The organism is Janthinobacterium sp. GW822-FHT07H11, assembly GCF_058798615.1.
In genome coordinates this window covers 4,503,552-4,522,177 of the sequence record NZ_CM179507.1, presented here as the reverse complement: position 1 = coordinate 4,522,177, position 18,626 = coordinate 4,503,552, and the positions used below count along the sequence as shown (strand labels likewise).

The following is an 18,626-nucleotide window of genomic DNA, read 5'->3' as shown; positions in this document are numbered from 1 at the left end:
CACAGGCCATGCTCGAAGTGCAAGAATTGAATCAATACTATGGCTCCTCGCACACCTTGCGCGGCATCAACCTGTTGGCGCGCCAGGGCGAGTGCCTGGCCTTGCTGGGGCGCAATGGCGTCGGCAAGACGACCTTGCTCAAATGCCTGATGGGCGTGCTGCCCGTGGCGCAGGGCAAGGTCGTGCTCGATGGCCGCGACATCAGCAGGCTGGCGCCACATGCGCGGGCCAGGCTGGGCATGGCTTACGTGCCGCAGGGGAGGGATATCTTTGCACGCCTGACGGTCGAGGAGAACTTGCTGATGGGCATGGCGAGCAAGCTGGGCAGGCAGGCTGCGCGCATCGATCCCCACGTGTATGAGCTGTTTCCTGTATTAAAAGAGATGCTGGCGCGGCGCGGCGGAGATTTGTCCGGCGGGCAACAACAGCAGCTGGCCATCGCACGCGCCCTGCTGGCCGAGCCGCAGCTGATCATCTTCGACGAGCCGACCGAGGGCATCCAGCCCTCCGTCATCAAGGATATCGGCCGCGTTATTTCCTTGTTGAAACAGCGGGGCGACATGGCCATCGTGCTGTGCGAACAGTATTTTGATTTCGCCCGCGAATTGGCTGACGAATTCATCGTGCTGTCGCGCGGCAGCGTGGTGGCCAGCGGCAAGGCGGAACAGATGGATGGCGATGAGGTAAAACGGCATCTGGCCGTGTAAGGTCAGACGAGCTGGAACCAGCCCAGTACGGCGCCGGCTGCCAGCAGCCACAGCAAATGGATCTTCGTGCGCCAGATGATCAGGCCGGCCACGATGGACAGGCTCCACAGGGGCCAGTCCGTGCGGAGGTCATGGTTGGCGCCGCCCAAGATCATGCCGGTGGAAATCAAGAGGGCGACGACGATGGGCGCCATGCCTTGCTTGAAGGCGCGCACGGGCCGCAGGTCGCGGTTGCGGTAGCCCCACTGGGCCGCCACGTAGGTGAGGGTCGTGCTGGGCAGCATGATGCCCACCATCGTCACCAGCACGCCCAGGTAGGCGGCCGCGTAGCTGCCCGCGTTCATGCCCACGTTCCAGCCCATCAGGGCGACGAACAGCACGTTGGGCCCCGGTGCGGCCTGGGCGATGGCGATCGATTCGTTGAACTGGGCCTGCGTCAGCCAGCCATGCTGTTCGACGAGGAAGCGGTGCATTTCCGCGGTGGTGGAAATGGCGCCGCCGATCGACATCAGCGACAGCATCAGGTAGTGGCCGAACAGGTTCAGCCAGTCGCCCGTGCTCAGCACCAGTTGCAAGGGCGGGTTCATGCGGACAGCTTCCGGTACGTCAGCAGGCAGCCGATGCCGCCCAGGCCCAGCAGGATATACAGCAGGGGCCAGCGCAGCACGGCCACCATCAGCACGCCCAGCACGGTGATGGACAAGGTCAGCCACAGGGGCAGCGGGTGCTTGCCCAGGGCGGCGGCCAGTTTCACGCCCGTGGCGGCGATCATGCCGGCCGAGACGGCCGCCATGCCGCGCAAGGCGCCGGCCATCTGCGGGTTGTCGCCAAAGCGCGTGTACAGCACGCCCAGCAGCAGGACGATGACGAGGGGCACGGCCAGCATGCCGGCCAGGGCCGCCAGCGCGCCCCGCAAGCCGAAATAGCGCCCGCCCACCATCAGCGACAGGTTGACCACGTTGGGCCCGGGCATGATTTGCGCCACGGCCCAGTCTTCCAGGAATTCCTCTTGCGTGAGCCAGCGCTTGCGTTCGACCATTTCCCGCTGGATCACGGCCAGCACGCCGCCAAAGCCTTGCAGGGCCAGCCAGGTAAATGAAAAAAACAGGTCGGCAAGCGAGGCGGGCTGCGGACGGGGCGGCTGGGACGAAAACGAGGTAGGCATCGCTGATTATCGCTGTGTCCGCGCGCGCTTGTCCATTGCTTTTAGCCTCAGCTGTGGCAGAAAAAATAGCGCCTCATGTCCGCATGTCATTGACATCGAGAATTTATAGGCAATACTTTCGCTGTCCCCGCGCATGCCGGTGCCGTGGCGCCACGCTGCCGTCCCATCCTTCCCCCTCTTCGCAGGAGTGCTCCATCATGCCTAGTTCACCCCAAACGCTGCATATGCCCGCCCAGGCCATGGTGCGCCATGTCCGCGTCGACCAGAAGATGTGCGATATCGTCAACCTGGGCATCGCCGTGCAGGCCGCCTTCAGTACCTTGTGCGCGTTGGAATACCTGAAGTCATACAATATCGACCCGGAACTGATCGAAAGGGTGCTGCTGCATCCCGAGCAGCGGCGCCAGGCCCTCCATTGATGCGGGGCAGGGACGCCGTGTTGCCATGAGCTTCAGGCGGGCCTTGTCTACATGCTCATTACGGCTCAGTTATGCACAAATGATGGGTTGGTGAAATTCCCGAAATAATTTTCACGTGCATATCTGTGAGTTTGTAAGTGCTTGATTTTGATGGGTTTTATTTTTGCTGTTTGATTGAGCAGTTTATTGAAAGCCGCACGGGCTGTGGCTTTGGAGGCTGTCAATAGGCGCTTATCCACAAAGATATCCACAGTCCGTGTGGATATCTGAAAAAGCGCTTAACAATCCGCCACTTAGGTCGTTTCGGCGGATCGGGCGGGGCCATGCTGTTGCGCCGAGCCCGAAAACGTGCTGGCTGACAAGGCTGTATATGCATCCAGTGCAATTGTTTTTTAACCAAAAGTCGGTTGTTCGAGCTCAGCTGTTTTGGCCCGGGGCCGGCGGCTTGTCGCCGTGCTGTGCCAGGGCGGCGGCCAGGTTGCTCACTTGCTGCTGGGCTTCGCGCAGGGTGGCATAGGTGCGCAGCGAGGCGATGACGGTGGTAAACAGCTTGCGCGTGGTCAGGTCGGTCTTGCACCAGAAATCATTGATGTCGTAGTCGATGATGATACGGTGTTCCAGCGCCTGGCCCGGCTGGCCCGTGCGCAGGATGATGCGCACGGCGCTGTTGTGCAGTTCTTCGCGGATCTGGCGCGCCACCTGCAAGCCCGCATCCTGGGTTTCCATGATGACATCAAGCAGCACCACGGCGATATCGGGCGTGCTGCGCAGCACGGCCAATGCCTCCGCGCCCGAATACGCATGCAGAAAGCTCAGCCTGCGCCCCTGGAAGCTGGCCTGGCTGAGGGCGAACTTGGTCACCACGTGCACGTCGACATCATCGTCGACGATCAGCACGCGCCACGGCGGCGGCGCATTGCGCGGCTCGCCGGCCTGCCCGGTGCCGGCCGGCGGCTCATCCACCAGCCAGTCGGGTTCATCGGCCACCCGCGTGGTGCTATCGGTATCCATAGTCATGCGATTTCATGCATTTTCCCAACGTTGATCGTGCTCGCCCTATCCACACTATGCCAGTCCGCCCCGTTTGTCAAAGGATAGCGGGCGGGCGCACGGCACCCGGGCGACGACGCATCATGCACCGTAAAATATATTTTGATGGATGTAAAGTGACTTTGTTCCGGCGCAAGAGCCGGCTTGTAAGTCGTTGATTTCATTGCATTAAAAAAATGCCTGTGAAATCAGCAAATTGTTGGAAGCCGCACCAGTACTGGCGTTGCGGCTTGTCAAGAGGGGCTTATCAACAACCTTATCCACAGTTGCTGTGGATATCTGAAAAAGCCGTGCAAAAACCGGGGCTTAGGCCGGCAGCGGCGGCCGTGCGCCTCAGGCGGCCGGGTCTTGGCCGCTCAGCTCGGCAAAATACTGGAGGAAGCGTTGCTTGGCCAGGCCGGGGTCCATGGCAACGATTATACCGGGGAGGGGGGCGATGCCGTCAAGATAGGCCCACCGCTCGGCGGAATGGGGCATCAGGTCGCGCTTTTCCGTGGCCAGCGCGATCAGGTCGGCGCGCTTGATGGGAGCGTAATCGGCGAAGTCGATGCCATACGTGGCGGCGATGATGGCGCTGACCTTGTCTTCCAGGGCGGCAAATTCCGGCAACAGCACTTTCAGGGGCTTCACCATGTCGCCGAGGTAGGCTTCGGCCGCGTCGTGCAGCAGCGCGGCCAGGCGCAAGGGCGGCGGCACCAGGTCGGCGACGATCAGGCTGTGCTGGGCGATCGAGTAGAACACTTGCGTCTGGCCATTGAAGCGGCACTGGTAGGCGAGGCCATGCGCAATATCCTCGATGGCGACCTTGTCGATATGCGGCCGCAAGGGATAGAAGCGGTTGCCGGAAAAGGTGGAAACGTAATCGGTCGTAATCATGTCGATAGTCATGTTCATCGCAGGGGGCGCTACCATGCCATCCTACACCGGGCGGCGCGCGCCTGCCTTTTCCCGTGCCTGGCGCACCGCGCGGCCGCAGCTATGCATATTGGCAAATCCTTCAATTAATTTCATACCATTCATTGTTCTTTCTCAAATACACTGTGAGAATATTGTTTAATTGAAACTTAATTGGGGGCATGGCGATGGCGGCAAGACCTAGTTATATTTACCAGGGCGGTTCGGTGATGATGCACTCGCCGCTGCAATTGAAACAATCGGAAATGTATGGCTATTTCGTCAAGGGCAACCTGGCGAAACTGCAGGCCACCGTCAACACCACGCTGAACCAGGTGGCCGGCGGCAGGATGACCCTGAAAGCCCTGTCACCGTACGTGATGCTGACGTTTACGCGCGTCAACCATGCGGATTCAAGCAATCCCGTGGACCAGGCCAAGGGCTGGATCACGGAAGTCGACATCGTCACCTGGATCATGGTCGGGCAGATGGATGAGCACGGCAAGCTCGCGCATATCTACTGGTATCCTTGCCATATCTTTGTCGATGACGCCATGGCCCTGATCAACGGGCGCGAACTGTTCGGCTATCCCAAGTACCTGTGCGACTACGAGATTCCCGCCGCCGGCAGCGAGCCGCTGCGCTGTTCCGTGGCCGCCAAGGGTTTCCAGCATTTTTCGCCGGAAACAAAACTGGCCCTGCATCCTTTGTTGGAAATCAATGCCACGGTACGGACGGGAGCGCACAAGCCCGTCAACAGTTTCCTGGAACTCATCGAGCAGGCGTTCCAGATTTTTCTCTCCATCCCCGATTTCTTCGACATGGACCAGGCCGGCTGGGCAGACATCCTGTCGCTGCTGCGCAAGCCGCGCATCGACCAGATTTTCCTCAAGCAATTCCCCGACAGCGCGGGCGTCAAGGCCGTGTACCAGGCCCTGGTGGCCGCGCCGGCCGAGATCAACCGCCTGCACAGCGCGCGCCTGCTCGGTTACGAATACGAATGCACGGTGCACGCCTTCGACAGCTTCCCGCTGGACCAGACCCTGGGCTTGCAGCTGGGGCCGCAGGCGGCCATCCTGCCCTTCAATGTGAATTTCGACTTCACGGCCATGCCGGGCGAGGAACTGGTCGACAATTCGCGCATCGCGCCGGAAAAGATCGCCATCCTCGGCGGCGGCGTGGCCGCCATGACGGCGGCGTATTATTTGACGAACCAGCCGGGCTGGCAAAACCGGCACGCCATCACCGTCTACCAGCTGGGCTGGCGCCTGGGCGGCAAGGGGGCCAGCGGACGCAATGCGCAGGCGGGCCAGCGCATCGAGGAGCACGGCCTGCACATCTGGTTCGGCTTTTATGCGAACGCCTTCAAGATGATCAAGGAAGCGTATGCGAGCCTGGAACGCCCGCCCGGATCGCCGCTGGCCACCTGGCGCGACGCCTTCAAGCAGCACGATTACGTGGCCCTGTCGGAAGACGTCAAGGGACAATGGCGCAACTGGTCCATCGTGTTTCCCACCTTGCCGGGCGAGCCGGGCGAGGGCGGCGAAGACATCACCCTGTGGCAGATGGCCATCGCCATGGTGGGCTGGATCGAGCAGTGGCTGCGCCAGATCCGGCAAGTGGCCGATGCCGACGCGCGCATCGTGCGTGCCAGTGCCTCGCAAGGAGAGGGCGTGTGGCCGGGCTGGCTGCGCCGCCTGGCCGATGCCGTGGTGGGGCAGGCCGATGAACTGGGGCTGGACGTGGGCTTGTCCGTCGGCGCGCTGGCGGCGCTGGTGGCCGACCTGGCGCCGGACTCCTCGCGCCACGACCAGGCCCGCCACCAGCTGCTGGCCAGCACCCTGAACGGCATCCGCGCCTGGCTGCGCCTGCGCTACCGCGCCCTGATCGATGGCGACGATGAATTGCGCCGCCTGTTCACCTGTCTGGACCTGGGCATCACGGTCATGAAGGGCATGTTCGAGGATGGCGTGTTCAAGAATGGCTTCGACGTCATCAACGACATCGACTTCCGCGCCTGGCTGAGAAAACATGGCGGCGACGAGCAGTTCAGCGTCAATTCGGCGCCCGTGCGCGGCTTCTACGACCTGGTGTTCGCCTACGAGGGCGGCGATTTCGCCAAGCCGAACATCGAAGCGGGGACACTGTTGCGGGCGATGGCGCGCATCGGCCTGGCCTACAAGGGCGGCATCATGTTCAAGATGCAGGCCGGCATGGGCGACACCATCTTCACGCCGCTGTACCAGGTGCTGCGCAAGCGCGGAGTGGAATTCAAGTTCTTCCAGCGCGTGGAAGAACTGGTGCCGGGCGCGGGCGACATCGACAGCATCCGCATCACCGAGCAGGTGCAATTGAAGGACCCGGCCGCCGGCTACGCGCCGCTGGTGGACGTGAAAGGCCTGGCTTGCTGGCCCAGCGCGCCCGATTATGCGCAGCTTGATGCGGCGCAAGCGGCACTGCTGCAGGAGCAGCAAGTCAACCTGGAATCGTACTGGAGCGACTGGCCGCGGCAGTACCGGCAGGCGTTCGGCCGCGCGCTGCCCGCCACGGTCCTGAAGAAGGGCGTCGACTTTGACAAGGTGGTGTTCGGCATTTCCATCGGCTCGCTGCCGGCCCTGTGCCCGCAACTGCTGGCGCAAAGCCCGGCCCTGCAGCTGGCGGCCGACAAGGTGAAAACGGTGGCCACGCAGGCCTACCAGGTGTGGCTCAACAAGGATTTGCATCAGATGGGCTGGACCACGCAGCCGAAGGGCCAGCAGCCCGTGCTGTCGGCCTTCACGGAGCCGTACGACACGTGGGCGCCGATGGACCAGCTGCTGGCCCATGAGGACTGGCCGGCGGGGCTGGCGCCGAAAAACGTCTCGTACTTTTGCAGCGCCTTCCCCGTCGACAGCTACCCGCCCGTCACCGACACGGATTTCCCCGCGCGCTGCGCCGCCAGGGCGAAAGCGGGCGCGCTGCACCAGTTGGAGCGCGAAATCGGCGCGCTGTGGCCGGAGGCGGGCGCACCCGGCGCTTTTCCCTGGCAATGGCTGGTCGACGCGAAGGAGGGCAGTGGCCCGGCGCGCTTCGACAGCCAGTACTGGCGCGCCAATGTCGACCCGTCCGAGCGCTACGTGATGTCGGTGGTGGGCAGCACGCAGTACCGGCTGGCCACCGACCAGTCGGGTTTCAGCAACCTGTTCCTCACGGGCGACTGGATCAGGACGGGCATCAATGCGGGCTGCGTGGAGGCGGCCGTGATGGCGGGCATGCAGACGTCGCGCGCCATGACCGGCCATCCGGCCGTGATCCAGGGCGAGACGGACTTTTAAGCCCGGCGCGGGCAGGGCAGCCGCGGGTAGTGCTGCCCGGCTCAATCCCCGGCGTTCGACGGCGCGGCCAGGTCCTCGCGCGCCTCGCCCAGCACCGCCCGGATCTGCGGCAGGAAGTGCTCCACCTCGTCCAGCTGGCCGTTCGAGGCCAGCGTTTCCATCTGGTGGCACAGGCCGTGCAAGGTGGGGCGGCTCAGGTAGCCGGCGCTGCCCTTCAATGCATGGAAGGCGGCGGCCGCCGCGCTGGCATTGCCGTTGCTGACGGCATGGCAGGCCAGGTCCAGGCGGCGCGGCGCCTCGTCGAGAAACGCTTGCGCGATGCGCTGCAGGTGCTGCGGCGACAGGCCGGCCAGCGGCAGGATGTGCACGGGCAGCGACATGGGGTCGGCCGGCGCCGCCGCAGCCGGCGCGCTGTCCTGGTCCAGGCCGAACTGGCGCGCCAGCGCGTCGTCATCGCCGGCCACGGCGGGCGGCAGCGCATGGCCGCGCGCCAGCAGCAGGTCGATCAGGGCATCGATCTTCTGGAACAGCAGCGTTTCATCGACGGGCTTGCTGAGGAAATCGTCCATGCCGGAATCGAGGTAGCGGCGGCGGTCATGTTCGCTGGCGTTGGCCGTCAGCGCGATGATGGGAATGCGCGCGTCGGGGATGGCAAAGCGCGCGTCGCCGCCGGCGCGGATCAGGCGCGCCGCCTGTTCGCCATCCATCAGCGGCATGCGGCCGTCCATCAGCACGGCATCGTAGCCGCCGTTGCCCAGCGCGCGCAGGGCTTCCTCGCCATTCTCGACGATCGTCACGTCGTGGCCCATGCTCTCCAGCAGCGTGCCGATGATGATCTGGTTGGTGCGCACGTCTTCGGCGCACAGGATGCGCAGGCGGCAGGCGTGGCGCGCATGGCGTGCCGCCAGCCGCGCGTCGGCGGGCGGCGCATTGCCGTCGGCCAGGGGCAGGCTGAAGTGAAAGCGCGAGCCGATGCCGACGCGGCTTTCCACGCCGATGGCGCCCTGCATCAGTTCCACCAGCTCCTTGCAGATGGCCAGGCCCAGGCCCGTGCCGCCGTAGCGTCGCGTGGTCGAATGGTCGGCCTGCTCGAACTTCTGGAACAAACGGGGCAGGGTATCGGCATCGATGCCGGGCCCCGTGTCGCTGATGACGAACTCGATCTCGCTGCGGCCGTCCTTGCGCCGCGGCGCGCGCCTGCGCCGCACTTCCAGCAGCACTTCGCCGTTGGCCGTGAACTTGATCGCATTGCCCAGCAGGTTGATCAGGATCTGGCGCAGGCGCGTGGGGTCGGCGCGCACGTAGCGGGGCAGGTCCAGCGCCAGTTCGCGGCGCAGCAGCAGGCTCTTGGCATCGGCCTGGCCCTGCACGATGCCGGCCGCGTCGCCGATCAGCGCCAGCAGGTCGAAGTCCAGCGTTTCAAGACTCAGCTTGCCCGCATCGATCTTGGAAAAATCGAGGATGTCATTGAGGATGGCCAGCAGCGATTCGCTGTTGTGCAGGCCGATGCGCAGGTATTCCTGCGTGCGGCCGCGCACCGTCTGGTCGCGCAGCGCGAATTTCAGCATGCCGATCACGCCGGCCAGCGGCGTGCGGATGTCGTGGCTCATGGCCGACAGGAAGTCGATGCGGTGGCGGCTGACCACTTCCGCGTGCTCCTTGGCCGCCAGCAGCGCGTCGTTGCTGAGGGTCAGCGCCAGCGTGCGCTCCTGCACCCGCTGCTCCAGGTTGTTGCGCAGCAGCCGGATCTGGTCGGCCAGCGCGAACGCCAGCAGCAAGCCGTCCAGCGTGCCGCCCAGCAGGGCCAGCAGCTGCGCATTGGCCACCACGGCGGGAATCAGCCCCAGGTTGGCGGGCAGGATCAGCAGGCCTGGCAGCATCAGCGCGATGAAGGCCATGATGAAGAAGCGCGCCGGCTGGTAGCCGCGGCGCCACACGACGATGCCGCAGGTGAGCGCCAGCACCATCCACACGGTGATGACGATGGTGGCCAGCGCATGCGCGTACTGCAGGTAGAAGAAGCAGCTGGGCAGCAGCAGCAGGGGCAGGACCAGGTTGATGCGGCTCAGGCGGTCGAGCAGCGGCGAATATTCGCGCAGGCGCAGGAAGTGCGTGTAGAACAGCGTGCTGAAGACGGGCAGCAGGAAGAAGGGCACGTAATGCAGCCGCAGCAGATGCCAGTCGAACAGGTCGGCGAAGACGTGGAAGGTCATGGCCCAGGCCAGGCCATAGGTCAGCACGTACAGCGCGTAGTAAATCGAGGCCTTGTCCAGCGTGATGGAAAAGATGAAGAAATTGAACAGGCCCAGCGCCAGCAGGGCGCCGATGGACGCCACCATCAGGAAGTTTTCCTGGCCTACCAGCTTGCGGTAGGCCGCCTGCGTCTGGATGCCGAACATGGGCGGGCGCGCGTAATACGGACTGGAAAAATGGATCAGCACCTCGTAGGTGGCGCCCGGTTCCAGCAAGACATTCTTGCCGTAGTGCAGCAGGTATTCATGTGGCCGCTGGTAGCCCGACAGCATGGTTTGCGGCGCGGCGCGCAGGCCCGGTCCATACACGTGGATGTCGACCAGGTCGATCAGGGTATCGTTGGGATCGATGACCCAGGCTTTTTCATGGCTGTCGTTGCGCACCTGCGCATGCAGCCAGTAGGCGCCGCCGAACAGGTCCACCTCGGCGGCCGGGCGCTGGCGGGCCAGCCAGGCGGGCAGGGCGGCGGCATCGGCGGGCGGCAGGGCATCGGCCGCCGCGTACAGGCGGCCGCCGTCGCCCAGGTGATGGATGCCGTGCACGGTCAGCGGCAGCGGCGCGGCCTGTGCCAGGCACGCCAGGCCAAGCAGGCTGGCCAGGAGCAGCCACCGGCAGAGCCAGGCGCTGGCGCAGGGACGGGAAGCGCAGCGGCGGGGCGGGATCGGGTGGGCTGGCATCGGTCGGTATGGTGATTGTCGCGCGGGGATAGGCGGCAAGCCCTGTGCTGTGGATATGGCCATTTTAATCGACTCGCGTGGCGCACGCGCAATTTCATGTCATGTTGGCATGAGGACGGCATGCAATCCGGCCGGCTCCGGTATCATGGCGCTTTTTTGCCTGCGAGTTCCACCATGCTCAGTCCCGACCAATTACTGGCCTTCCTGGCCGCCGCCGTGCTCATCACCGCCAGTCCCGGCCCCGACAACCTGATGGTGCTGGGCGTGGGCATGTCGCGCGGCAGGCGCCAGGGCATGGTCTTTGGCCTCGGCTGCGCCCTGGGCTGCCTCACGCATACGCTGCTGGCGAGCATCGGCGTATCGGCCCTGCTGGCCGCCTCGCCGACGGCATTTTCCATGCTGAAAGTGGCCGGCGGCCTGTATCTGGTGTGGCTGGGCATCGGCGCCCTGCGCAGCCGCGGCGGCGCCCGGGTCGACGGCGCCACGGCCTTGGTCGATGAATCGCTGGCGCGCCTGTTTGCCAAGGGTTTGCTTGCCAACAGTATCAATCCGAAAGTCGTGCTGTTTTTTCTGTCCTTTTTGCCGCAATTCGTGGTCGCGGGACAAGGCAGCGCCAGCTGGCAGACGGCCCAGCTGGGCCTGGTATTCACGGCCCAGGCTTGCGTGCTGTTCGGGCTGCTAGGCTATTTCTCTGGCGCCGTCGGCAAATGGGTCAACCGCCATCCGCGCGCGGGCCTGTGGCTGGACCGCGTGGCCGGCACCATCTTCATCGGGCTGGGCCTGCGCCTGATCCTGTCGCGCTAGAACCGTCGCTGCCGTGCGCCACGGCCGTGATGTGAAAGGCCAGTTCCATTTCGTCCTGCACGGCCATGGCGCCGCCCAGGATGGCAAAGGGCACGATGCCGAAATCGCTTTGCTTCAAGCGCAGCGTGCCGCTCGCCTGCAGGCTGCGCCCGTCGGCCGCTTCGGTGATGTGCGCCGGCACCTTGACCCTGCGCGTCACGCCGTGCAAGGTGATGTCCGCGTCCAGCACCTCGGCGCCGCCCTCGCGCCGGGCCTCGATACGCACCCATGGATAGCGTTCGGCATCGAGCACGCGTGCCAGCATATTGCGGCGCGTGCCGGCAATCGCCTCGGCCGACGGCGTGGTCGTCAGCCCGGCCGCCGCGCGCAAGCCGCTTTCATCGACGCTCATCTCGTCGAGCCTGAAGCGGAATTCGGCGCGCCCCAGCGCGGGCGCCACCGCGCCTTGCAAGGTGCGGCTGGCGATCACGTGGTCGTGCCCGAGCCGCGCCAGCGCGCCGCCGCGGCGCACGGTGATGGTCAGCAGCGACTCTTGCGGGGCGAGGTACAACAGGCGGGCGCCGCTGGCCTGCCAGTCCGGGGCCGCCCGGGCGGTCGCGGCCGGCGCCGGCGCGGCACTGGCCTGCGGCTGCGCGGGCGGGGGACCGGCCAGCGGCGAACAGGCGGCCAGGGCCAGGCAGGCACACAGGGCGGACAGGCGGCGGGACGGATTGGACATGTGGCTTCCTGGACAATGGGGTGAGCGGTGTATGCCGTCACTATACTAGGGGATGGCTGGCGGGCGGGCACTGCGCGGCGCGCGCAGGGAGCTTGAGCTGCATCAAGCGTTCGCGGCGCGGTGGTGGCGCGCGATAGCGCCACGTCATATGGCGGTCATATGGCGCTGTTATGATGCTTTTGTTGGCACATGGCATGTCTTGCGCAGGTCACTACGCTCCGGGAGCGCTAGGATGCAGGCATGACTCAACAGCTTAGCCGGTGAGCTCAACCATCGGCACCAGACAGGCCGGCGCAGCGAAAAAACATGCTGCGTTGGCAAGAAAAGCAGGACAGGAGAAGGAACTTGCGGGAACTTGCGGAAACAGGCGGCCATCGGTGGCGGATTTAATGAAGTCCTAAGCCTGCCTGAAGCAAGGACTGGCATAGTGGATACATGGCGCACGGAAACCCCGGGCCCAAGGTTGCCGGACACCTCAATGACCGGCACGATTTCCGCTTTGTCCCTGTTTATCCCTGCGCTCTGAAACAGCGTTTCAACCGGCTGCCGCGACTAGCGAAGCCGGTTTTTTTTTGCCTTTCCATCCGGCCGCCCCGCGCGCCGTCGGCGCCCGGGGCGTTTTCCGCCTTATCCCTGCTGCCGCGCCAGCCACGCGTCAACGGCCGGCAGGCGCTCGGCGCGCAGCTTGATGCGGTATTCGATGCCGGCCGCGGAACTGTCGGCATCGCCGCGCGCGCCCTCGGGCAGGTTGGCCTGCGCGTACGCCTGCAGCTTGGCGATCATGTCCGGCCGCGCCGAGCCGGCGGCCAGGCGCGGGAAGTAGCGGCTGCGCGAGCTGGCGTCGATGCGCGCATTGACCTGCTCGAGGTGCGCCAGCGCAAAGTCGAAGGCCAGGTCGGGATGCGCGCGCGCGACGCGCGAGATCATGGCCGGGCCGTTCGTCACGCCCGGCTCCTCCGTCAGCGCCAGTGCCAGCGCGCGCTGCGCCAGGGCCGGATCGTCGCTCGAGGCGAGCAGGTCGTACAGCTGGTTCCTCACCAGCGGCGTCTTTTCCTGCTGCGCCCTGGCGTGCAGCTGCTCCCAGGTGGCGGCGTCCGCATGCTGCGCCACCACGCCCAGGATGACGCGGCGCAGCGGCGCCGGCATGGCGGCCGGGTCCTGTTCGCCGGCCGCATGGCGGCGGCGCGCCTCGGCCAGCACGCCCGGCTCGCCCATGTCGCCGAGGATGGCGATCAGCTGGCCACGCAGGGTCGCCACGCTCGATGCTTCGCCCGCGCGCGCTTGCCAGCCCGTCTGCGCCATCATCGGCGCCAGGCGCGCTACGGCGAAACGGCCGAAGGCCTGCTGGCGCGCGGGGTCGCCCGCGTATTGTTCGTACAGGCTATTGAGCGAGGCGGCCACCTTGCCCAGCACCTGCGGATCGGCCGACAGGGGCGTCGCTTTCACCAGTTCCAGGAAATCGGCCAGGTTTTGCGCGCCCGCCAGGCCCAGCGACTGGCTGTCGGCCAGCAAGCCCAGCTGGTCGATCGGCGCCAGGCGCGCAAAGCTGCGCGCCAGCGCGCGCGCGTTGGCCGGTGCGTACACGGTGCGGTAGTAGCCGCTCTGGCCCGCGTTCACCAGCAGGGCGCCGCAGCCAGGCACGCTCAAGGTCGCCTTGCCATCCTGCACCAGCACGCGCGCCTGCCTGCCATTGCCGACCGTCGACGCGATCACCGGCACTTTCCACGACAGCGGCTTCCTGTCCGGCTGGTCCGGGCGCAATTCCGTCTGCGTCAGGGTGACGCGCGTGCGGCCCTTGCGGCACACGGCCTCGCCCACCGTGATCATCGGCACGCCGGGCTGCAGGGTGAAGTCGTGCGCGACGGCGCTGACGGGCTTGCCGGCGGCCGCATCGACTTCGCGCCACAGGTCGTCCGACACCGTATTGCCATACGCATGCTTGCGCATGTAGCTGCGCACGGCCGTGCGCCAGGTGTCGGCGCCCACGTAGGCTTCGAGCATGCGGATCACCGCTTCGCCTTTCTGGTAGGTGATGGTGTCGAAGGCCTGGCTGGCCTGTTCCACCGTGGCGATGCGCTGGATGACCGGATGCGTGGTGCGCAGCGCATCCCTGGCCATGGCCGTTTCGCGCCCGGCCACGTTGGACAGGGCGGTGTTCCATTCCGGGTGCAGGCGTTCGGTGGTGCGGCTCTCCATCCACGAGGCGAAACCTTCGTTGAGCCACAGGTCGTCCCACCAGCGCATGGTGACCAGGTCGCCGAACCACTGGTGCGCCATTTCATGCGACAGCGTGGTGTAGATGTTTTCCTTGTCCGACTGGGTCGAGATGGCCGGGTCGAGCAGCAGGCCGTATTCGAAGGTGAACACGGCGCCCCAGTTTTCCATGGCGCCGAAGAACTGGCTGCGGCCCGGCGCGGCGATGTTGTCGAGCTTGGGCAGCGGGTAGCGCACGCCGAAATAATCGTTGTACTCGCGCAGCAGGGCGCTTGACTCGTCGAGCGCGAAGCGGCTTTGCGCCAGCGCGCCTTTCTTGGTGATGACGCCTATCTCCGTGCCGTCGGCCATCGTTGTCGCCCGTTCGAAGTCGCCCAGGCCGAAGAACAGCAGATACGTCGACATGCGCGGCGTGGTGGCGAAGTACACGTGCTTCCTGCCATTGCCCAGGTCTTCGCTGCTGGCGATCGGCATGTTGCTGACGGCCATCTGGCTGCTCGGCACGACCACGTCCAGCGCGAAGGTGGCCTTGTAGTCCGGCTCATCCCAGGACGGCAGCATGCTGCGCGCATCGGAATTTTCGAACTGCGTGTACAGCGCGCGCTGGCGGCCCTGCGGCGTATCGTAGTCGAGCGAGAACAGGCCCGTGGCCTGCGTGCCGATCTTGCCGCTGTAGTCGATGCGCAGCAGGTACTCGCCCCTGGCCACGGGCTGGGCGAAATGCACGGTGGCCGTCTGCTTGTCCGCATCGATATCGATCTTGCGCGTCACCTGCTTGCTGCCGCCCGCGCCTTCGATGGCGGCGGCCGTAAACGCCAGGTTCAGGGCATTGAAGGTGATGCTGGCCGTCGGCGTGTCGACGGCCACCTTGATGGCTGCCTCGCCCTTGAAGGCGGAGGCGGCGGCGTCCGGCGTGATCGACAGGATATAGTGCAGGGGCGTGACGCCGCGCGGCAGCTGGGTCGTGGTGGTGCCGGCATGGCTGGCCGAGGCGTATTTGGCGGCGGGAGCCGCGTGGCCCGGCTTGAAGGCGGTGACGGCAGTCAGTGCCAGGATGGCGGCGGCCAGCTGGCGGCGGCGGAAGCGGGGAGTCGGTGTGCGATGCATGGTATGCCCTGGTTGCATGAGTAAAACGCCGGCCGGCCGGGTAGGGCGGGGACGTCGATGACGGTTGGGGGACCTCGCTGGAACTGGATGCCAGCGTTCCCGTGCAGCAATCTACGGCGTAACGGGGGCAAAGTCAACGCGCCAGGGGCGGCGCAAGGCTGCCGGGCGCTGGTATGATGGACGCCTGAGCGTACTGCCGCAGGCCGGTGCCGCGCCTGATTGACCACCACCATCACGAGACGAGACCCACGCACATGAAACTGACTATCAGCCCCCGCACGCCCAATCCCCGCCGCGTCACCATGTTCATCGCCGAAAAGGGCATCGCCGGCATCGAGGAAGTGGCGCTCGACCTGATGGCGGGCCAGCACCGCGATCCCGCCTTCCTGGCAAAAAACCCGCTGGGCCGCGTGCCCGTGCTGGAACTGGACGACGGGCGCGTGCTGACCGAGACGCGCGCCATCTGCACCTACCTGGAAGGCTTGCAGCCGCAGCCGAACCTGATGGGCGAGGGTTTCGAGGAGCGCGCCTTCATCGAAATGGCCGACCGCCGGGTGGAACTGCATCTGTTCAGCGCCGCCGCCAACTGGGTGCGCCACGGCCATCCGGCCCTGGTGGCGCTGGAAAACCCGCAGTTTCCCGATTTCGCTGCGGCACAGGCGGGCAAGCTGCGCGAGACGACGCAGTGGCTGGACCAGGTGCTGGCGCACCAGCCCTACATCGCCGGCGAACGGTTTACGATTGCCGACATCACGGCCTTCTGCGCGCTGGAATTCGCGCGCGGCCTGATGAAGTACCGTCCGGGCGCGGAAGGCTTATCCAACCTGCAGGCCTACCGCGACCGCATCGCCGAGCGGCCCAGCGCACAGGCGAAGTAAGCCCTGCGTGCGGCCCGCTTCAACTATGTTGTCGGCTTGCGCCCGTTGGGCTAAGCCGACCTACGCCGGCCTACGCCCAGCGACAGGCCGGCAGGTCGGATGAGCGGAACGCGTAATCCGACATCACCACTTACTTCAGCTGCTCCTGCAGGAAGCTGTAGGTCAGCGCCCACATCAGCGCCTGCTGGTCGTTGTTGGCGGCGCCCGCATGGCCGCCTTCCGTGTTTTCCCAGTACAGCACGTCGTGGCCCTGCTCTTCCATCTTTGCCACCATCTTGCGCGCGTGGCCAGGGTGCACGCGGTCGTCGCGGGTCGAGGTGGTAAACAGCACGCGCGGATATTTCTTGTCCTTGAAGACGTTCTGGTACGGCGAGTACTTGCCGATGTAGGCCCACTGCTGCGGCACGTCCGGGTCGCCGTACTCTCCCATCCACGAAGCGCCCGCCAGCATCTTGTTATAGCGGCGCATGTCGAGCAGCGGTACCTGGCTGACGACGGCGTTGAACAGGTCAGGACGCTGCACCAGCACGGCACCCGTCAGCAGGCCGCCATTGCTGCCGCCCATGATGCCCAGGTGGCGCGGACTGGTGACCTTGCGCTTGATCAAATCCTGCGCCACCGAGATGAAATCGTCATAGGCGCGCTGGCGGTTTTCCTTCAGCGCCGCCTGGTGCCAGCGGGGACCGAACTCGCCGCCGCCGCGGATATTGGCCAGCACGTAGACGCCGCCTTTTTCCAGCCACGCCACGCCCGTGGTGCCGCTGTAGCTCGGTTTCAGCGACACTTCGAAGCCGCCGTAGCCATACAGCACGGTGGGATTGGTGCCGTCGAACTTCGTGGCCTTGTTCATGATGGCGAAGTAGGGTACCCGGGTGCCATCCTTCGACGTCGATTCGAATTGCTCCACCTTGTATGGCACGGCGTCGAAGAAGGCCGGCAGCGACTTGATTTTCGTGCGCTGGTCGCTGCCGGCCGTGGCCAGGTACAGCGTGGTGGGATTGAGGAAGTCGGTGACGGTCAGGAAGTACTGCTCCGAATCGACCGGGTCGAGCGCGCTGACGGCCAGCGTGCCCAGTGCCGGCGCATCGACCGGGCGGCGCTGCCATTGGCCGTTCACGTGGCGCAGTTCCGTCAGGCGGTTCTTGACCTTGTCCAGGGTCGTCAGCAGGATGGCCGACTTCGTTGGGGTGACATTGTCCAGCGACGACGTGGCCGTGGGCGCGTACAGCACTTCCAGCTCCTGTTTGCCCTGCATGAAGGCCTTGAAATCCGTGGCCAGCAGCGAGCCTTGCAGGTAGGTCTTGCCGTTCACTTTCCAGTCCGAGCGCAAGGTGATGACCAGCTGGTCGCGCACGGTGAATGCCGTGGCGTCGTCCGGTTTCGGCACTTTTTTCAGGCTGGCTCCATCGCGCAGGAACATTTCCCCGCTATAGAAATCGATCTGGCGTTCGACGAACTGGTGTTCATGGCCGGGCGTGAAATCCTTGTAGGCGCCCGCGCTCAGGTCGTCGGGCTTGGCTTCATACAAGGTGCGCGCCTGCGCCAGCGGCGTGCCGCGCTGCCACTCTTTGATGATGCGCGGGTAGCCCGAGCTGGTCATCGAGCCGGGGCCGAAATCGGTGGAGACGAACAAGGTGTCCTGGTCGATCCAGCCGGCGCTGCTCTTCGCTTCGGGCAGGCTGAAGCCGCCGTCGACGAAGGCGCGTTTGGCCACGTCGTATTCGCGCACCACCTTGGCATCGCCGCCGCCGCGCGACAGGGAGATGAGGCAGCGTTCGCCCTTCGGATACAGGCAGGAGGCGCCGCCCCAGACCCAGTTTTCGTTCTCGCCGGCGGCCAGCTGGTCCAGGTCGATCACGGTTTCCCATACGGGTTCGGCCTGCTGGTACTGCGCCAGGGTGGTGCGGCGCCAGATGCCGCGCACGTGCTGGGCATCGCGCCAGAAGTTATAGTAAAACTCGCCTTCCTTGCTGACGTAGGGAATGCGTTCCTTCGAGTTGAGGATGGTTTTCAGGCGCGCCTGCAAGGCGGGGAAGCCGGGCCGGCCTTCCAGTTCCTTGACGGTGACGGCATTGTGCTGCTTGACCCAGGCCAGCGGCTTGTCGCCGAGGACTTCTTCCAGCCACAGGTGGGGATCGGCCGGGGTGGCGGGAGCGGCGGCTTGCGCATGGGCGATGCCCGCTGCGGCCAGGCCGAGCAGCATGCTGCCGGCGAAGGTACGATAGGATGACATGGACGATTTTTCCTCGATGGTTCGGGTGTATGCCGTGTTGCTGCTCAAAACGGCGCAACCATGGTGCCATGGATTGCTTCTAGGAACCAGTGTCAGATGGAATCCAGTGAGGAAAAGACATGCTTTCCAATATTATTTGCCGTGGCGCCCGCTGGCCGTAGAATCTGCGGCAGCGCGGCAAGGGCGCGGTCCG

Annotated in this window: 13 protein-coding genes; 5 read left to right on the top strand and 8 right to left on the bottom strand. The window is 65.3% G+C overall.

Annotation, left to right across the window (positions count from 1 at the left end; all coding sequences use genetic code 11):
* Positions 1 to 8 precede the first annotated feature (8 nt).
* Positions 9 to 707 (top strand): urea ABC transporter ATP-binding subunit UrtE, encoded by a 699-nt coding sequence (gene urtE / locus AC3RCJ_RS19870; protein WP_492964483.1) that lies wholly within the window; start codon positions 9 to 11, stop codon positions 705 to 707.
* A gap of 2 nt (positions 708 to 709) precedes the next feature.
* Here the strand turns inward: urtE and AC3RCJ_RS19865 are convergent, their stop codons facing one another.
* The gene (locus AC3RCJ_RS19865; protein WP_492964481.1) at positions 710 to 1,294 is read right to left on the bottom strand and encodes a chromate transporter; all 585 of its coding nucleotides are present in this window, start codon (positions 1,292 to 1,294) and stop codon (positions 710 to 712) included.
* On the bottom strand, positions 1,291 to 1,872 hold the full coding sequence (locus AC3RCJ_RS19860; RefSeq protein ID WP_492964479.1) for a chromate transporter: 582 nt from the start codon (positions 1,870 to 1,872) through the stop codon (positions 1,291 to 1,293). The genes AC3RCJ_RS19865 and AC3RCJ_RS19860 overlap by 4 nt, the downstream gene beginning before the upstream one ends.
* A gap of 197 nt (positions 1,873 to 2,069) precedes the next feature.
* Between AC3RCJ_RS19860 and AC3RCJ_RS19855 the strand changes: the two genes are divergently transcribed.
* A complete protein-coding gene (locus AC3RCJ_RS19855; RefSeq protein WP_492964477.1) occupies positions 2,070 to 2,291 on the top strand; it encodes a hypothetical protein in 222 nt (73 codons plus the stop codon).
* 417 nt (positions 2,292 to 2,708) lie between these two features.
* Here the strand turns inward: AC3RCJ_RS19855 and AC3RCJ_RS19850 are convergent, their stop codons facing one another.
* Together AC3RCJ_RS19850 and AC3RCJ_RS19845 are read right to left on the bottom strand one after the other, a co-directional pair.
* Positions 2,709 to 3,308: a response regulator gene (locus tag AC3RCJ_RS19850; RefSeq protein ID WP_492964475.1), complete on the bottom strand. Its 600-nt coding sequence runs from the start codon at positions 3,306 to 3,308 to the stop codon at positions 2,709 to 2,711.
* A gap of 366 nt (positions 3,309 to 3,674) precedes the next feature.
* Positions 3,675 to 4,229 carry a phosphohydrolase gene (locus AC3RCJ_RS19845; RefSeq protein ID WP_492964473.1) on the bottom strand — a complete coding sequence of 185 codons (555 nt, stop codon included), beginning with the start codon at positions 4,227 to 4,229 and terminating at the stop codon, positions 3,675 to 3,677.
* A 236-nt stretch (positions 4,230 to 4,465) separates the two neighbouring features.
* Between AC3RCJ_RS19845 and AC3RCJ_RS19840 the strand changes: the two genes are divergently transcribed.
* Positions 4,466 to 7,549 carry an NAD(P)-binding protein gene (locus tag AC3RCJ_RS19840; protein ID WP_492965027.1) on the top strand — a complete coding sequence of 1,028 codons (3,084 nt, stop codon included), beginning with the start codon at positions 4,466 to 4,468 and terminating at the stop codon, positions 7,547 to 7,549.
* 41 nt (positions 7,550 to 7,590) lie between these two features.
* Here AC3RCJ_RS19840 and AC3RCJ_RS19835 read toward each other — a convergent pair whose 3' ends face one another.
* Positions 7,591 to 10,479, bottom strand: coding sequence for a hybrid sensor histidine kinase/response regulator (locus tag AC3RCJ_RS19835; protein ID WP_492964469.1), 2,889 nt, complete (start codon positions 10,477 to 10,479; stop codon positions 7,591 to 7,593).
* A gap of 174 nt (positions 10,480 to 10,653) precedes the next feature.
* On the opposite strand from AC3RCJ_RS19835, the gene AC3RCJ_RS19830 reads away from it, so the two are divergent.
* The gene (locus AC3RCJ_RS19830; RefSeq protein WP_492964467.1) at positions 10,654 to 11,283 is read left to right on the top strand and encodes a LysE family translocator; all 630 of its coding nucleotides are present in this window, start codon (positions 10,654 to 10,656) and stop codon (positions 11,281 to 11,283) included.
* Here the strand turns inward: AC3RCJ_RS19830 and AC3RCJ_RS19825 are convergent.
* Together AC3RCJ_RS19825 and AC3RCJ_RS19820 are read right to left on the bottom strand one after the other, a co-directional pair.
* Positions 11,246 to 12,001, bottom strand: a complete 756-nt coding sequence (locus tag AC3RCJ_RS19825; protein WP_492965024.1) for a YceI family protein — start codon at positions 11,999 to 12,001, stop codon at positions 11,246 to 11,248. The two genes, AC3RCJ_RS19830 and AC3RCJ_RS19825, sit on opposite strands and share 38 nt — an antisense overlap.
* 627 nt (positions 12,002 to 12,628) lie before the next feature.
* Positions 12,629 to 15,322, bottom strand: coding sequence for a M1 family metallopeptidase (locus AC3RCJ_RS19820; protein ID WP_492963982.1), 2,694 nt, complete (start codon positions 15,320 to 15,322; stop codon positions 12,629 to 12,631).
* 254 nt (positions 15,323 to 15,576) lie between these two features.
* Here AC3RCJ_RS19820 and AC3RCJ_RS19815 point away from each other — a divergent pair, with 254 nt between their 5' ends.
* Complete coding sequence (locus AC3RCJ_RS19815; RefSeq protein WP_492963980.1) at positions 15,577 to 16,200, top strand: glutathione S-transferase family protein; 624 nt, start codon at positions 15,577 to 15,579, stop codon at positions 16,198 to 16,200.
* Between the two features lie 130 nt (positions 16,201 to 16,330).
* On the opposite strand, the gene AC3RCJ_RS19810 is transcribed toward AC3RCJ_RS19815, so the two are convergent.
* Positions 16,331 to 18,433, bottom strand: coding sequence for a prolyl oligopeptidase family serine peptidase (locus AC3RCJ_RS19810; protein ID WP_492963979.1), 2,103 nt, complete (start codon positions 18,431 to 18,433; stop codon positions 16,331 to 16,333).
* Between the last annotated feature and the right edge of the window lie 193 nt (positions 18,434 to 18,626).

What these genes read in the sequence shown, in the direction of transcription:
- AC3RCJ_RS19850 (WP_492964475.1), bottom strand. Translation starts at nt 3,308, where the DNA reads ATGACTATGGATACCGATAGCACCACGCGGGTGGCCGATGAACCCGAC.
- AC3RCJ_RS19845 (WP_492964473.1), bottom strand. Translation starts at nt 4,229, where the DNA reads ATGACTATCGACATGATTACGACCGATTACGTTTCCACCTTTTCCGGC.
- urtE (WP_492964483.1), top strand. Translation starts at nt 9, where the DNA reads ATGCTCGAAGTGCAAGAATTGAATCAATACTATGGCTCCTCGCACACC.
- AC3RCJ_RS19855 (WP_492964477.1), top strand. Translation starts at nt 2,070, where the DNA reads ATGCCTAGTTCACCCCAAACGCTGCATATGCCCGCCCAGGCCATGGTG.
- AC3RCJ_RS19810 (WP_492963979.1), bottom strand. Translation starts at nt 18,433, where the DNA reads ATGTCATCCTATCGTACCTTCGCCGGCAGCATGCTGCTCGGCCTGGCC.
- AC3RCJ_RS19860 (WP_492964479.1), bottom strand. Translation starts at nt 1,872, where the DNA reads ATGCCTACCTCGTTTTCGTCCCAGCCGCCCCGTCCGCAGCCCGCCTCG.
- AC3RCJ_RS19820 (WP_492963982.1), bottom strand. Translation starts at nt 15,322, where the DNA reads ATGCATCGCACACCGACTCCCCGCTTCCGCCGCCGCCAGCTGGCCGCC.
- AC3RCJ_RS19840 (WP_492965027.1), top strand. Translation starts at nt 4,466, where the DNA reads ATGATGCACTCGCCGCTGCAATTGAAACAATCGGAAATGTATGGCTAT.
- AC3RCJ_RS19825 (WP_492965024.1), bottom strand. Translation starts at nt 12,001, where the DNA reads ATGTCCAATCCGTCCCGCCGCCTGTCCGCCCTGTGTGCCTGCCTGGCC.
- AC3RCJ_RS19815 (WP_492963980.1), top strand. Translation starts at nt 15,577, where the DNA reads ATGAAACTGACTATCAGCCCCCGCACGCCCAATCCCCGCCGCGTCACC.
- AC3RCJ_RS19835 (WP_492964469.1), bottom strand. Translation starts at nt 10,479, where the DNA reads ATGCCAGCCCACCCGATCCCGCCCCGCCGCTGCGCTTCCCGTCCCTGC.
- AC3RCJ_RS19830 (WP_492964467.1), top strand. Translation starts at nt 10,654, where the DNA reads ATGCTCAGTCCCGACCAATTACTGGCCTTCCTGGCCGCCGCCGTGCTC.
- AC3RCJ_RS19865 (WP_492964481.1), bottom strand. Translation starts at nt 1,294, where the DNA reads ATGAACCCGCCCTTGCAACTGGTGCTGAGCACGGGCGACTGGCTGAAC.